Source organism: Desulfomonilia bacterium, from assembly GCA_036567785.1.
GTDB lineage: Bacteria > Desulfobacterota > Desulfomonilia > UBA1062 > UBA1062 > DATCTV01.
On record DATCTV010000017.1, the window covers coordinates 78,579 to 94,161 of the forward strand.

Below are 15,583 nucleotides of genomic sequence, written 5' to 3' on the forward strand. Positions count from 1 at the left end.
AGTCTGTACTTCAATATTTCAATGCTACCCTGCCAATAATTGAAAGTCCTTAGATGAATTTGATATATCATTGCCCCTCCTCACAAATGAATTGCACATGATGTTTTAGGAAATCGAATCAAGGTTGAATGCTTTATTTTCCTACTATTGCCCAATGATTGCAAATGGTTTTTTTATAGCAAATCGTATCAACAACTATTGCCCGGACTGCTTTTTGATGAGTCTCAGGGTTTCCTGGTAGATGGTCTTTCTCGGGCCGATTATTATCAGGGCGATTCCCTGTTCAATAGGCAGCAGAGATTATCATCAGTAAGAGATTATATCTAAGCCGCTTTCAAAACCTCATAAGCGGATTTGGCAAGAAAAGATGACCGGCTCAACCCGTGGCTTTTTGCATAAGCATCGATGTCATGCAAAATATTCTCCGGTATGGTGATGTTTATTCTGACGGATTTTGATTCCGGCTTTGATACGGGGACTACTATAAAAGATAACGCGTCGGAATAGTCTTTCATAATATCTTCCAGCTTGGATGCATCTGGTATAACCTCGCCATCTTCAATCATGCCCTTTATATGCATATCAAGAGCTTCAATGGCCATATCCTTTGCTTCGTCAATGGTTGAACCGGCAGTTATGCAACCCGGAAAATCCGGGAAAGATACTCCGAAATCACTGTCTTTATCTCTATGAATAACGGCTATATATGTTTTCATGTTTACTCCTTTATCTAAGCTTTATCTTTGCCTGTATCTCGATGCTTTTCAAGGTCCCTTCCGGGATGTCTTTTTTAGGGAAAGGCACAGTAACCCTTCCAGTCTTAACAGCATGCTTAAACTGTTTGTGCGAACCGGCCTGGCTTACTTCAAACCACCCATCCGCTTTAAGCCTTTTAATTATCTCTCTGCTGTTCATGGTTTACTTATACACATATATACACACTTGTCAATTTTTGAAGAGGGTTTTTCTGTTGAGTCTGCAAGGGGGGAATAATTGACAAGTAGCTTCCATGGTACAAAGAGCAAAAGGGTTATTGATTGGTTCTTTATTACCAAGAACGACAAGCATAAATTAAACTATTAACATTTCAAATCTGTTTTGGATATAGACTGTATTGAAAGGAAGCGGACTTCGAGATTGTTCGGGTCGAACGTGGCGATTGAATTCTTTTCAACTGCGCCTACCGTGATTATGTAACGCTGGTCTCGGCCGAGGGCTACTATCCCTGATAAGGGAATTTTTATCTTGTGTGGTACGCCCTCTATTACTTCGACGATAGAGGGCGTGTGCGAATGTCCCCTGAAAATGAGCCTTTGTTTCTCGGGATGCAGGCTGTGTATGAAGTCGCTGATGGGCCTCCTCGTCGCTGCGGGCCATTCGAACGGGGAAGAGTGAGTGAATGTGATGCCTCCGGACTTTATGGTATATGGAAGCCCTTTCAGGAAATCGACGGTTTCTTCTTTGAGTCCTTCGGTCAAGCTGTCGGCTATCACTATATAGTCGTTGTTTCCGAGCACAGCCTTTACATTGTTGTCTTTTAATATCTGAACCGCTTCATCGAGCGCGCTGGGATTGAGCGAATCGCATATATCGCCGAGGTGGATGATATCGACTGCACCGATGGATCTGAGTTTTTCGATTGCCTTTTCGAGTAGGGAATTGTTGCTGTGGGAGTCTGCGAGCAATCCTATCAGGCCTTTGTTCATGATAGGCTTTCCTGCCTCATCTTAAGGAATTTGAAGACCTTTCTCCAGAACCAGAATGTCTGGCGGTGGAAATGCCGGCCGCAGCCGTTGCCGAATAGCTTCCAGCCGAATTCCCGGTGATATTTTATGAAAAGGCTGAAGCGGCCCATTCTGACGCTGCCTTTGCTGATATACCAGCACCGGGGCGCTTTCACCGGTTCCCATCTGCCGGAAGCAAGCTTTAAGGTTTCAAGCGCAGCCAGGCTTGCGGCCAGCCATGAAACCGGACAGATAAGTGCAAGCTGCCTGTTCCCAAGGAAATAATCCCAGTACCAGCCTACGCGCCAGTCGCCGGATGTTATGAAATTATATTGAGCGCAGCGGTAGGCCCTTGTGTGCATCACCGCTCTCAGTCCTTTATATCCAAGCCTGGGGATGCCGAAGACATCTTCGATGGAAGGGGTCGTCGCATCGATTACGCAAACCCAGCCCATCGAGCCTGACGGCATGCACAGCACGGCAGGTTTGGCATGCCTCCTGGCGGCACGGAAAATCAAAACGCTGTATGATAGGTCATCAACTGCAGGGATTATAATGTCAGCTTTTGAAACCAGGCTGTCAATCCCGGTTTCATCGGGCAGGCGGTCAACAGCCGTAATGTTCATACATGGATTTATGGCTTTAAGAGCTTTGCTTATAACGCCGATCTTGTTTTTGCCGGCAGAGTCGGTAAAGCACAAAGGCTGGCGGTTGACATCCTGCAACACATAGCTGTCAACGCCAGCAATCGTAAGGTGCTCGAACCCGCACCTTGCAAGTTCCAGAGCGATGGTTTCACCCGTGCCGCTGTCGCCAATGATTAGGATACGGATATTACGTATTCTTTCCTGTTCATTATCGGTGAGAACGCCGTAGTTGCGTTTGAAGAGTTCTTTATATGAGGCCATTCCGCTTTCTTTCGATATGGCCGTAGAGTTTTCTGAATGCAAGCCACCAGGCCTTCTGTCCGAGTTCGAGAAACGGGCCGAACTTAGTCTGGAATATTTTATACATGAGCTTTCTCTGCCAGATAAGGAGCGTTGTCAGGCTTATGCCGTTTATCCTCTGAACCTTTATGAGCTTATGAGTTATGGAATAATATCTGGGTGAAGTTACTGCCTTCCATTTGCCTGTTATGGTCTTGACGATTTCCATTGCGCCTATGGATGAGCATGTCCAGACAATCGGGCAAAGCTGCGTGGGAGGGGCCCCTTCAAAAACGAACCTCCTGTAATAGTCGATCTGCCAGCTTGCCACAGGCACATAGAAATATGTCCCGAACTTGTAGCGGGGAGTATTGAACATTTCTTTAAGTTCTTCATAGGTAACGAGCTTCGGTACCCCTTCGATGTCCTCAACTGGCGGGCTATCAGGCATTATCATGCTCACATGCCCCCAGGTACCGGAAGGAACGATAAGCAGTGCGGGTTTGCCAAGACGCTGGGCGTCACGGAACATTATAAGACTGAATGCGAAATCATCCGCCGCCGGAAAAACAATATCCACTTTTTTGATCAATTCCCTGATTTCTTCGTGACCGAGCTTTATGCCGTGTGTCTCAATATGTGCTTCAGGGTTGATCCTTTTTATTTGCTCTTCAACAGCCTCGGCCTTGTTTATGCCGATGGTATTTTCAAAGCAGCATATCTGACGGTTCATATTGGACGGTTCGTATCTGTCAGGCTCGATAAGGATGAAATTTTCAACGCCTGAACGCGCAAGGATTATTGCCACGGTTCCGCCTATGCCGCCGCACCCGGCGATCAGAATTTTAGCAGCCTTGAGCCTTGACTGTTCCTTCTCGGTGAATATCCCGTAGTTTCTTTCAAAAAGGGTCCGGTAGATGTCCAATGTTTCCTCCCTGGAAATCGAAGGCCATAATAACACAAAAAAATATCAACACAGAAGGTGGAATTGAACAAGGCTTTCATGTAATATTCAGGGAATGGAAAATTCAGGAAAAGACGATTTGAACATAAACAAGCAAATGAACAAAAAGAAAATACTGACTATGGCCGGGGCATTTTGTGTCCTTTGCGCATACTTTGCTTTAAGCTGGATGATCGATATCAGGTTCGCTGCAAAGGAAGAAGAGAGGTATTCAAAAGAGATGCTTTCAAAGGCCCAGGCGGCGGGCGATATAATTTCATCGAGGGTGAAAAATCTTTCCAATGCATTGGATATTTTCCGCAGGTTTTATCTGACGGAATTTGCCTCGGAAAAAAGGGGATTAGGTTCCGTGATCGACCTTTTCGAAGAGGAATTGAATTCATTTCCTGAGCTTCTCAGTCTTTCATACATGAGCGCAACAGCCGAACTTGTCTATGCAAGGGGTATCGAGGGTGATGAAGGCGAGGCCGCTGTAAATGCTTCCATTGACTGGACAAAGGAATACTGGTCAAGGATTGGCCCTGATGATGAAAAGCCTTTTTATACACCTTTAAAATCGATAGGCGGGAACTTTCTCCAGGGAATTTTATTTCCTGTCGCCGTTGATGACAAAATCGCAGGCGGCCTGATTGCAGTAATCGATGCAGAGACAGTCGCATCAAAGAGCTTTGAGCTTGTGGACATTCCGGAAGGTTCAACCATATTCCTTGCAGAAATGACTGGGAAGGTGATTTCTTACTCCACTAAAGGAGACAATAAAAGCGTGCCCGTTGCTTCATTTGTTACAAAGGCGTTTATGCAGAAGGCAATCGCGACACAAAACGGATGTCAGTCTTTTGAAGTCACTATGGAAGAAAAACCCGGAAATAAAAAAAGTACCTGCCGGATGAATATTGCATGGCAGCAGGTAAGGCTTGGTTCAAAGGATGCCGTAATAGCATTTGCCGCGCCTGCGGCTGATTCTGTAAGGATGTTCAGGAAAGCACGACCGGCTCACATGCTGCTTGAGTTTTTATTTGCGGTTGTTGTTGCGATCTCAATCGCTTTTTTCCTGAAAAGGAAGAAAAACGGACATGAGGAGACAGGGGAAGGTCCGGATTGATATCGGCTGACCGGTATGATAGCCGTTGATGAATGCCAGCAATGTATTAAGGAGGGCATTATGCAGAAAATCCCATCAAAAGGTTTGACAAGACGCGAGTTCGTTGCCGGAACATTGGCTGCAGCGGTTATGGCTTCCATGCCTCAGACGGGGTATGCAGAAGAAACAAAAGATAACAATCTGACAAGGATCGATAAAAAAAAGATTGTTCTTCTATATAACTGCAATTTAATAGATGTCCGCACCGGGAAACTGATTCCCAATGGGTACATAATATACAGTAATTCTAAAATAATTGCTGTCGGTGCGGGGGAAATCAATCCTGACTATGCACAGAAGATAAACCTTAAAGGCGCATATGTGATTCCCGGACTGATTGACGGTCATTGCCACACGACCGCATCGCCTGTTTACGGTTCCAGTATCTGGGGTATTTTCAAACTGATTGAACTTCAGAGAAGGCATTTTCCCAGCTGCATTAACGGCGGCGTGACCACGGTGAGGGACATGGGCTCATTCCCGCCCATACTGCATGGTTATATAAAAGACATCAATAAGGGAAAGCTGACCGGGCCTCGTGTCGTCTACTGTAATTCCATAATCAACATAAACGGCGGGCATCCCGATATAAAGCCTACAGACATCACGATGTTCGCTGATCTGGCAAAGCCTTTTATGGGATCGCTCCAGGCCAACTTCAAAAACAATGACGAACTTATGAAGGCCCTCGATGAAAACACGACCGATGCCTCTTTCATAAAACTTACCATTGACAATAAATCGATCTTCCCGAAAAAGGGTGACATACCTGTCTACACCGATGAGCAGCTTAAAATGATATTTGATTACGCCGAGAAAAAAAGCCTCCCGGTTTCATGCCACAATCATCGCAAATGGGGTTATGACCGCGCCATGAAATATCCCTTCAATTCAATCGAGCACACTATTGGAGATGCGTATCTGACAGATGATGAGACAAACCTGATGGCTAAGAGAAAAGTATCCATTGTTCCTACTCTTACTATCGCCCAATGCTTTCTGATTGAAGATGCGTATGATACAGTCCCGGCGCAGTTCAGGAATGATTTCATCGATAATGAAGTAAGGATCAGGAACGATTACGTCAATAACCAGGGATACAAGGATTTCGACCCGAAACTGAACCAGGCGAACATTGACAGCATGAAGCTTTATAAGACGATGGGCAAGGATAATCTGTATAAGAACAAAAAATTTCTTGTGGACCCCGACCTCTATTACAGCATCATGCTTCATGCTCCCCAGAATATGAAGAAGATGAAAGACTCGGGCGTCAACATCGGTGTCGGTATTGATGCAGGGATGCCCTTTGCCTATTTCGGGGGTTATTACAGGGAACTCGAACTGCTCACAAGGGTTGGTTTCACGAATGCCGAAGTCCTCAGATGTGCAACGCTCAACAATGCGAAGATCCTATGCATGGAGGACAGAATCGGGACACTCGAACCCGGAAAATATGCTGACCTGGTTGTATATGCTGAAAATCCGCTTGATAGAATCGAGGTATGCAGAACGCCGAAGATGGTATTCAGGGATGGTGATATCCTTTTTTCTGCGGAAACGGTAATGATTGAAAATCCAGTTAAGGATAAGGCATAGACTGATAAAGAAGCCTTGTACGGCTCACCTTTAAACCCGGCGCTTAGTATTTTTGAGGGCCTTAAATATTAATTGTCACGGACATCTTTAATCTTGAATAAAATAGAACCTCATGATATAGACTTCCTGTTAAAAAATTAACAGCTCAAACAAAAATTCTTTGGAGGCGAAAATGTCAGCAGTTCAGGCAGCAAATCTTAGCGGCCTCGAGGAGTTCACATCCGAGCAGATAGCAAAAATGGATGCTATCATAGCGAATTACAAGGGCAAGCCGGGTGCACTCATTCCGGTGCTCGAGCAGGTTCAGGAAGAACTCGGATTTCTCCCGATGGCGGTTCAGCAGAGGGTGGCGAACGGTCTTAACCTACCGGTTGCCAATGTCTATGGCGTCGTAACATTCTATTCATTCTTCACGATGGTCCCAAGGGGAAAACACAATATCCGGGTATGCCTCGGGACGGCATGTTATGTCAGAGGTTCACAGAGGCTTCTGGAAACCCTTACCGGTATTCTCGGTATAGAGCCGGGCGGCTGCACAGAGGACAGGCAGTTCTCTCTTGAAACGGTCCGGTGCCTGGGAGCATGCGGTCTGGCGCCCGTTGTCGTAGTTGATAACGATACGCACGGCCAGATGAAAGTGGCAAAGCTGGAAAGCTTGCTGGCGCAGTACAAATAGGAGGCTTACATTATGGCGAAGCTTACGATTGAAGATCTTAAAAAGATAAAGGAAAAAGTCGAGAAGGAAGATCAGTTCCGTTCAGGCGAAAAAAGGGTAAAGATCAATGTCCATATGGGAACCTGCGGAATTGCATCGGGCGCCAAGGAAGTGCTCGATACGGTCATGGAAGAGATTGAAGAGAATAAGTCAAATGACGTTCTTGTAACGACATCAGGCTGCATCGGAATCTGCAGCAGAGAGCCTCTTGTAACTATAGAAGAGCAGGGCAAGGATGCAACCGTTTATGAATATGTAAACAAAAACAAGATGAGACAGATTTTCAAACGTCATGTCATGGGCGGCGAAATACAGAGCGATTTCGTAATGGCCCGCGGCAAAGAGCAGGATGGGAGGTAGGTCATGGCAGCCAGAGTTTTCAGGGCACACATACTTGTCTGCGGCGGAACAGGCTGCAGGGCGACAGGCAGCGAAGCGATCCTGAGCGACGTCGTAAAGGAGCTCGCCAAGAAGGGGCTTACAAATGAGGTAAGTGTTGTCGAAACCGGATGTAACGGTTTCTGCGCAGCGGGCCCCATCATGGTAATATATCCTGAAGGTACTTTCTATCAGTACGTAAAAGCATCCGATGTTCCCGAGATTATAGAAGAACATATCGTCAAGGGGCGTCCGGTTCAGAGGCTCATGTACAAAGAACCCGTAACCGAAAAGCCGATTCCCCACATGCAGGAGATACCATTCTTCGGCAAGCAGATGCTTATTGCCCTTAAGAACAGGGGGCTTATCGATGCCGAGAAGATTGATGAATACATAGCCCGCGACGGTTACATGGCGGCGGCGAAAGCGCTTACCGAAATGAAACCGGACGAGGTTATCGAGCAGGTAAAGAAATCTGGACTTCGCGGCCGTGGGGGCGGAGGATTCCCAACAGGCATGAAGTGGTCTTTTGCACGCAAGAGTCCTGGAGATGAGAAATTCATCCTCTGCAATGCAGACGAAGGCGACCCGGGAGCATTCATGGACCGTTCTGTCCTAGAAGCCGATCCTCATGCCGTACTCGAAGGCATGATAATCGCAGGTTACTCAATCGGCGCAAGCCAGGGTTACATCTATTGTCGTGCTGAGTATCCTCTTGCAATCAAGAGGCTCAATCTGGCAATCGAACAGGCGCGCGAATACGGCCTGCTCGGAAAGAATATTCTTGGTTCAAACTACAGCCTTGATATCGAAGTCTATCAGGGCGCAGGCGCATTCGTATGCGGCGAAGAAACAGCTCTTATGGCATCGATCGAAGGCCGCCGCGGCATGCCGAGGCCTAGACCGCCGTTCCCTGCAACATCGGGTCTCTGGAACAAGCCTTCGGTTCTCAACAATGTCGAGACGTTTGCAAATATTCCTCAGATCATTCTGAAAGGCGGCGACTGGTATGCATCAATCGGCACCCAGGGTTCAAAGGGCACGAAGGTTTTCGCACTGACCGGTGCAGTCAACAACGTAGGTCTTGTCGAAGTCCCGATGGGAACGCCGATCGGCGACATTATTTTCGATATCGGCGGCGGAATCCCGAAGGGCAAGAATTTCAAGGCGGCTCAGCTGGGCGGACCTTCCGGCGGATGTATTCCTGCTCAGGCATTGAACACCCCTACAGACTATGAAGAGATAGTAAAGCTCGGCGCAATCATGGGTTCCGGCGGCCTCATCGTCATGGATGAAGATACCTGTATGGTCGATACTGCCAGATTCTTCATGGAATTCTGCCAGGAAGAGTCCTGCGGTAAATGTACGCCATGCCGCGAAGGCACCAAGCGCATGCTCGAAATACTTCAGAAAATATGCAATGGCAAAGGCGAACCGGGCGATATCGAACTACTGGAAGATCTTGCCGGAGTAATCAAAGATTCAGCCCTTTGCGGACTTGGCCAGACAGCACCGAATCCGGTTCTTTCAACACTCAAATATTTCAGGGATGAGTACGAAGCACATATCTATGACAAGAAGTGCCCGGCGGCCGTATGTTCGGCTCTGTTCAAATCACCCTGTCAGCATGCATGTCCGATAGACATGGATATACCGGGTTATATAGCGCTGATAAGGGCGGGCAGGCTCGATGATGGTTACAAGCTCATGAAGCAGACAAACCCGTTCCCCGGCGTATGCGGCCGCGTATGCCCGCAGTTCTGCGCTTCAAAATGCCGCAGAGGCCAGCTGGACGAGCCTATGGCTATCGCATGGCTCAAGAGGTATATTGCAGACAACGGCAAGCGACCGGAAGTAAAGGCCGTCGAAGTTACCAGAAAGCAGAAGATAGCCATAATCGGCGCAGGCCCTGCAGGTCTTACCGCTGCTCAGGACCTGGCAAAGAGAGGCTACAAGGTTACAGTATTCGAGAGTCTTCCGAAGGCGGGCGGCATGATGAGATATGCTATCCCCGAATACAGAATGCCGCGCAACATTATTGACCTTGAGGTGGCTGACATTGCAGCACTTGGTGTTGAGATCAAGACAAACTGCAAAATCGGAAAGGACATCAGCTTTGACAAGCTGAAAAAAGATTATGATATTGTCCTTCTAGCAATAGGCGCCCAGAAGAGCTGGACCCTGGATATCGAAGGCGAGGATTCAAAGGGTGTTTACGGTGCCGTTGAATTCCTGCGCGAAGTAAATCTTGGCAAAAAAGTCAAGGTCGGGTCCAAGGTCGCTGTCATAGGCGGTGGAAATTCCGCAATCGACGCTGCAAGGACAGCGCTCAGGCTTGGAGCGAAAGATGTTACAATCCTTTATCGCCGCGAAAGAAAAGATATGCCTGCCTGGGAAAACGAAATTGTTGCGGCAGAGCATGAAGGCGTCAGAATTGAATACCTGGTTGCTCCTACAAAGGTTGTCAGCAAGGCGGGAAAAGTTACAGGCATAGAGTGCGAACGTATGAAACTTGCCGAATTCGACAAATCGGGAAGGCGCCGTCCAAAAGCCATTGCCGACAGCAAGTATGTTATCGCAGTTGATACAATCATCCCTGCAATTTCTCAGGCCCTTGATGCTGACTGGCTTGATGAGAGTTCAGGTATAACAGTTACAAAAGGCGGCACCGTTGCCGTTGCCGGAAGGACAAAAACTGCGACTACGGCTGAAGGCATATTCGTAGCCGGCGACGCTGCAAAGGGACCTGCAACAGTTGTTGAGGCCATTGCAATGGGTCATCAGTCGGCTGCTGAAATAGACAGCTACATCAGGAAGCTTAACGGCGAACCTGAGTACAAGATGCCTGAGAGCGAAAAGATAGACATCCCGTTCGAGGTTGACGAAGAGGTTGTCGAGACCCCGAAAACGGAAATGCCCGAACTGAGCCTTAAGGCAAGGGCCGGCAATTTTGACGAAGTCGAGACCGGATACAACAAGAAACTTGCCTACAAGGAGGCATGCCGCTGCCTGAGGTGCGATGCCGAACTTTAGTATCTGAATCAAACAAATTTTTAAAGGTGTCAACGGCCGGGACTTTTAAAAGTTCCGGCCGTTTTCTTTGATCAAGTGAAGTTACTTCCCGGTTGAATATCAATAATAATCCACATTTGTCCCTCATTGACAGATAATTGGCATTGACCTATATAACATAAGGAAATCATAAGGCGTTATGCAATTGATGACATAATAATACGCGAAGATAACATGATGAAAATCAAGATGATATCTCTCGATAAAGCATTTTGATTCTGGGTCAATTAACAGGGAATGATTACATAAAAACTTGTTTGGTAACTTGTTCCGATAAAGCAATCAAGCACTAATGGGAGGGAGATCAATGAAAATCACCATCAATCGAAATGAATTGGAATTCCAGGCCGGTAAGACAGTTTATGAAGTGGCCAGGGAAAACGGTATTTATATACCCGTCCTCTGCCATCATGAACTTGTAAAACCGGTCGGCGCATGCAGGGTATGTGTGGTTGAGATTCAGGGTGCCAGAAACCTTGTCGCGTCATGTGCCATGCCTGCAGAAGACAACATGAAGGTATTTACCAATACCGACAGGGTGCTCAATGCAAGAAAGCTCGTTGTCGAACTTCTCATGACGCAGGGACAGCATAACTGTATTACATGCGAATCGAGCGGAGACTGCGTGTTGCAGGATCTTGCATATTCTCTAGGCGTCGAAAAGCCAAGGTTTCCTGAGCCTGAAAAGCTGCCTCAAATAGAGCAGGGCAACGAAATGATTGTACGCGACATGAAGAAATGCGTTCTTTGCGGGCTTTGCGTACGTGCCTGCAACGAGGTTCAGGTAAATCAGGTGCTTGATTTTACGGGACGTGGGCCAACTGCAAAGGTCGGGCCTCCTTTCGAAAGGCTTTACGAAGAATCCGACTGCGTCTTCTGCGGCGAATGTGTCCGTTTTTGCCCGGTAGGCGCGCTTTATGAAAAGCAAGGCAGGTTCAAAGGCAGGGGGAAGGGCCTTCAAAAGGTGAGGACAACCTGTTCATATTGCGGTGTCGGTTGTCAGATGGATGTATGCGTCAATGACGGCCAGATTGCGAAAGTGACGACCGCAAGAGAAGGAATGCCGTTGCCAAACAAGGGCAGCCTCTGCATAAAAGGCCGTTTCGGTTACGATTATGTGGGTCATCCGGACAGGCTCAAAGCTCCTCTTATAAAGGTTGATGGAGAGTTTAAGGAGGCATCCTGGGACGAGGCGATCGGTTTCATCGCGGATAAGCTTTTCAAAATCAGGGAAGCAAATGGAGCGGATGCCGTTGCCGGGTTTTCATCCGCGCGATGCACAAATGAAGAGAACTACCTGTTTCAGAAATTTTTCAGGGCGATACTTGGAACCAATAATGTCGACCATTGCGCCCGGCTTTGACACAGCTCAACCGTGGCCGGTCTGGCCACCGCATTCGGTTCCGGTGCAATGACTAATTCGATAGAAGACCTCGAAGAAAGCAGATGCTTCCTTGTAACAGGTTCAAATACGACAGAAAATCATCCCGTCATTTCAACATTCATCAAAAGAGCGGTAAAGCAAGGGGGAGCCAAGCTCATACTCGTTGATCCCAGAAATATCGAGCTCTCGAAATTTGCAGCCATTCACCTCAAACAGAAACCCGGCAGCGATATTGCCTGGATCAACGGTATGATCAACATAATTATCAAAGAAGGACTGCTCGATGAGAAGTTTATAGCGGAAAGGACCGAGAACTTTGATGCCCTGAAGGAAGCTGTTTTAAAATATACGCCCGAGTATGTTGAGGAAATTTCAGACATCCCGAAAGAAGATCTTATCAGGGCTGCAAGGATGTATGCCTCATCAGGTGCGTCCGCCATAGTTTATGCAATGGGTATTACTCAGCACATAACAGGCACCGATGCCGTGAAGTCGCTGGCTAACCTTTCAATGGTCACAGGCAATATCGGCAGACCCGGAACAGGTGTGAATCCGCTTCGCGGTCAGAACAATGTCCAGGGCGCCTGCGACATGGGCTGTCTGCCGGGAAATTTCCCGGCTTACATGCAGGTTGCAAACGATGAGCACAGGGCTAAATTTGAATCTGCCTGGGGATGCACTCTTAACGCGAAACCCGGGCTTACAATTCCAAAGATCATAGAAGGTGCTGATAGGGGGACAATTAAAGCACTCATCATAATGGGTGAAAACCCCATGATGTCAGATCCTGACATCGCTCATGTGGAACATGCCCTGGGCAAGCTCGATCTGATGGTTGCCATGGATATATTCATGAATGAAACGACTGCACTTGCTGATGTTGTACTTCCAAGCGCCTCATGGCCTGAAAAGGACGGTACTTTTACCAATACGGAAAGAAAGGTGCAGCGTGTCAGAAAGGCCGTTACAGCACCCGGTCTGGCGCTTCCCGACTGGAAGATTCTTGAAATGCTCGCCAATAAAATGGGCGCTTCATGGAACTATGCTGATGCAAATGCCATAATGGAAGAGATCAGGTCGGTTACCCCTTCATATAAAGGTATAAGCTATCAGAGGCTTGAAAATGAAGGTTTGCAGTGGCCATGCCCCAACGAAGAACATCCCGGCACCCGGATTCTCCATTCTGCCGCATTTACGCGTGGTAAAGGCCTTTTTACCGTTAATCACTATATGCCGCCCGCCGAGGTTACCGATAACCAATATCCTTTCATTCTGACAACAGGCCGTATTCTTCAGCAGTACCATACAGCGACAATGACGAGACGCTCAAAGGGTCTTGTTTCAATGACGCCCGATGCCTTTGTCGAGATAAATCCTGTTGATGCAAAGGAACTTGGAATAGCTGCAGGAGACAAGATTGAAATATCTTCACGCAGGGGAAAGATAACGGTCAATGCGGATGTAACGTCAAGCGTTGATAAGGGTGTTGTTTTTGTCCCGTTCCATTATCATGAAGCTGCAGTTAATAGACTGACAAATACGGCTATCGACCCAATCGCTAATATACCTGAGTACAAGGTATGCGCCGTGAGTTTAAAGAAAGCCCTGTAAACAGTATGATAATTGATCAATTTTGAACCAAGCATCTGCGGATGGCAGTTCAGCTGTCCGCAGATGTCCGAAGCAGCTTTTCAGTAAACCAGACTCGATGGCCTCGCAAAAACCCCTTTTTAATCAAGCAGATCTTTAATTTCTAATAAGAAGGCATAATACCCACTTGACATCACAGAAGATGCATAGTATGATAAGTAATACTTGAAATAATATAGTCATGTTTTTGAAGGAGGTCTGATGGTTTTATATAATGTATTGAGGAGGAATTCCCTGATTGCCGTGCTGACTGCACTGGTTTTCATGTCATCATGCAAGCCGCAGGCGGTTATTGTTGTGGATGCGGAATCAGGGGATGCTCCGTTTGTCGTTAACTTTGATGCCTCCGGGAGCAGGGATATGGGTAAAGACATCAGGGAATATTCCTGGGACTTTGATAATGATGGAACTCTCGATGCATCGGGTGTAAAGGTCGGGCATACATTCAATAATCCCGGAGAATATACCGTTAAGCTTGTTGTGAGAGATGCCGGGAACAGAACTTCGGAGGCTTTCAAGACAATAACGGCCAGGGAGGTCATTCTGAGAGCAAAGATAATGGCCGGAACTGCTGCCTGTGTTTCCACTCCTGTAACATTCGATGCCTCGGCCAGTTTCGATAAGGATAATGATATAATCGGTTATGAATGGGACTTCGATAATGACGGAGTTGTTGACGCTTACGGCATAAATGCCAGTCACAGCTTTTCTGAAGAAAGAGCATATAAGGTGAGACTGCTTGTTCGTGATGCAAAGGGAAATACATCACAGGCCTTTCATGACATAAGGATATACGGCAGCCCGTCCCTTGAGATTGGAGTTGATGAAGAGAGGATAGTATATCCCTTCATGACCACATTGAGATGGCATGCAGAGAATATTACAAACCTGAGCATAACAGACAACAACAGCGGATATAAGGTCTATGAAGGGCAGGCCTCTGATGATTTTGAAAATATCCATCCATACAGGACGACAACTTATACGGTAACTGGGACAGGCCCCTGCGGAGACATCTCGAAAAACATCACTGTATATGTATATCCTTCCCATAACCATGCAATAATAAATGCATCATCAAATTCGGGATGCCTTCCTCTTTCGGTAGACTTTGATGCATCGTTGAGTACTGACATAAATAATGACATATCGGGATATGAATGGGACTTTGACGGAGACGGGACATATGATGCCTCAGGCATAAACGCATCCCATACATTCTCATCGAGGGGGGAATACCGTGTAGGGCTGAGGATAACAGACCCGTCAAAGCACACATCGCAATCCTCATTGATAATAAGGGCCTATGGACAGCCCCGGGCAAACATGGAATCCGATTCTCTTATCGGTCCGGACGGCAAAGTCACCTTGACCTGGACGACAACCGACGCCACTTCTGTTACCCTGGATAATGACCCGGTATCGTTAAACGGGACGGTCACCATACCCCAGACAGGGACCAAGACCTATACCCTTACAGCGACAGGCCCGTGTGGAACGGCAGTTGATACGATAACGATAATGCCTGACATGCCCATATCAATCACGATAGAGACTCCTCATAATCAGGAGAGCATAAACAGTCCGGAGGTTCTGGTAAAGGGGACCATAAACAATCCTCTAGGCGGAGATACCATGGTTGTAGTAAACGGAACTCCAGCTTTTCTTTATGAGAATCAATATATTGCATCGGGAGTTTTTCTTTCTCCCGGCAGCAACACCATCATGGTAGAAGCGATCGGGGAATACGGGAACAAGGGTAAGGCAAGCCTTACAATCAATTCGACCTCATCCGAAAAGCTCATATCGTTATCATCGAATGATATAATCGGAGTTTCTCCGATGGAGACGGCCCTGATTATAAAAGTTCCTCAGGGTTTTATCCCCATACTTTCAGGCCTTCATCCTCAGAACGGCAATATACAAGTCCTTGAGCAGACTTCTGACTACCAATATCGTATAAAGCTCACAGGCGAAGGCATTTACACCTTCACTGCCAGGACTACCGATTCAAACAACAACGAATACTC

At 47.1% G+C, this 15,583-nt stretch carries 12 protein-coding genes; 7 read left to right on the forward strand and 5 right to left on the reverse strand.

Features of this window, described 5'->3' with window-relative positions; genetic code table 11:
• Positions 1-323: 323 nt before the first annotated feature.
• The 5 genes from VIS94_03920 to VIS94_03940 form a co-directional block, all read right to left on the reverse strand.
• On the reverse strand, positions 324-716 hold the full coding sequence (locus VIS94_03920; GenBank protein ID HEY9160217.1) for a type II toxin-antitoxin system HicB family antitoxin: 393 nt from the start codon (positions 714-716) through the stop codon (positions 324-326).
• A 10-nt stretch (positions 717-726) separates the two neighbouring features.
• Positions 727-915, reverse strand: a complete 189-nt coding sequence (locus VIS94_03925; GenBank protein HEY9160218.1) for a type II toxin-antitoxin system HicA family toxin — start codon at positions 913-915, stop codon at positions 727-729.
• Between the two features lie 164 nt (positions 916-1,079).
• Positions 1,080-1,706, reverse strand: coding sequence for a metallophosphoesterase family protein (locus VIS94_03930; GenBank protein HEY9160219.1), 627 nt, complete (start codon positions 1,704-1,706; stop codon positions 1,080-1,082).
• Positions 1,703-2,674, reverse strand: a complete 972-nt coding sequence (locus VIS94_03935) for a ThiF family adenylyltransferase (GenBank protein ID HEY9160220.1) — start codon at positions 2,672-2,674, stop codon at positions 1,703-1,705. The genes VIS94_03930 and VIS94_03935 overlap by 4 nt, the downstream gene beginning before the upstream one ends.
• Positions 2,619-3,575, reverse strand: a complete 957-nt coding sequence (locus VIS94_03940; GenBank protein HEY9160221.1) for a ThiF family adenylyltransferase — start codon at positions 3,573-3,575, stop codon at positions 2,619-2,621. Before VIS94_03940 ends, VIS94_03935 begins: the two co-directional genes overlap by 56 nt.
• Positions 3,576-3,693: 118 nt before the next feature.
• Here VIS94_03940 and VIS94_03945 point away from each other — a divergent pair, with 118 nt between their 5' ends.
• From VIS94_03945 to VIS94_03975, 7 genes are all read left to right on the forward strand, one after another.
• The gene (locus tag VIS94_03945; GenBank protein HEY9160222.1) at positions 3,694-4,716 is read left to right on the forward strand and encodes a hypothetical protein; all 1,023 of its coding nucleotides are present in this window, start codon (positions 3,694-3,696) and stop codon (positions 4,714-4,716) included.
• Positions 4,717-4,776: 60 nt separating this feature from the next.
• Positions 4,777-6,354 (forward strand): amidohydrolase family protein, encoded by a 1,578-nt coding sequence (locus tag VIS94_03950; GenBank protein ID HEY9160223.1) that lies wholly within the window; start codon positions 4,777-4,779, stop codon positions 6,352-6,354.
• A gap of 172 nt (positions 6,355-6,526) precedes the next feature.
• Complete coding sequence (locus VIS94_03955) at positions 6,527-7,030, forward strand: NAD(P)H-dependent oxidoreductase subunit E (GenBank protein HEY9160224.1); 504 nt, start codon at positions 6,527-6,529, stop codon at positions 7,028-7,030.
• Positions 7,031-7,042: 12 nt separating this feature from the next.
• On the forward strand, positions 7,043-7,429 hold the full coding sequence (locus tag VIS94_03960) for a (2Fe-2S) ferredoxin domain-containing protein (GenBank protein ID HEY9160225.1): 387 nt from the start codon (positions 7,043-7,045) through the stop codon (positions 7,427-7,429).
• A 3-nt stretch (positions 7,430-7,432) separates the two neighbouring features.
• On the forward strand, positions 7,433-10,480 hold the full coding sequence (nuoF, locus tag VIS94_03965; protein ID HEY9160226.1) for an NADH-quinone oxidoreductase subunit NuoF: 3,048 nt from the start codon (positions 7,433-7,435) through the stop codon (positions 10,478-10,480).
• 346 nt (positions 10,481-10,826) lie between these two features.
• The gene (gene fdhF / locus VIS94_03970; protein ID HEY9160227.1) at positions 10,827-13,514 is read left to right on the forward strand and encodes a formate dehydrogenase subunit alpha; all 2,688 of its coding nucleotides are present in this window, start codon (positions 10,827-10,829) and stop codon (positions 13,512-13,514) included.
• A gap of 240 nt (positions 13,515-13,754) precedes the next feature.
• Positions 13,755-15,583: PKD domain-containing protein (locus VIS94_03975; protein ID HEY9160228.1), on the forward strand; the 1,829-nt coding region annotated here is incomplete at its 3' end.

What these genes read in the sequence shown, in the direction of transcription:
- VIS94_03920 (HEY9160217.1), bottom strand. Translation starts at nt 716, where the DNA reads ATGAAAACATATATAGCCGTTATTCATAGAGATAAAGACAGTGATTTC.
- VIS94_03925 (HEY9160218.1), bottom strand. Translation starts at nt 915, where the DNA reads ATGAACAGCAGAGAGATAATTAAAAGGCTTAAAGCGGATGGGTGGTTT.
- VIS94_03930 (HEY9160219.1), bottom strand. Translation starts at nt 1,706, where the DNA reads ATGAACAAAGGCCTGATAGGATTGCTCGCAGACTCCCACAGCAACAAT.
- VIS94_03950 (HEY9160223.1), top strand. Translation starts at nt 4,777, where the DNA reads ATGCAGAAAATCCCATCAAAAGGTTTGACAAGACGCGAGTTCGTTGCC.
- VIS94_03955 (HEY9160224.1), top strand. Translation starts at nt 6,527, where the DNA reads ATGTCAGCAGTTCAGGCAGCAAATCTTAGCGGCCTCGAGGAGTTCACA.
- VIS94_03960 (HEY9160225.1), top strand. Translation starts at nt 7,043, where the DNA reads ATGGCGAAGCTTACGATTGAAGATCTTAAAAAGATAAAGGAAAAAGTC.
- nuoF (HEY9160226.1), top strand. Translation starts at nt 7,433, where the DNA reads ATGGCAGCCAGAGTTTTCAGGGCACACATACTTGTCTGCGGCGGAACA.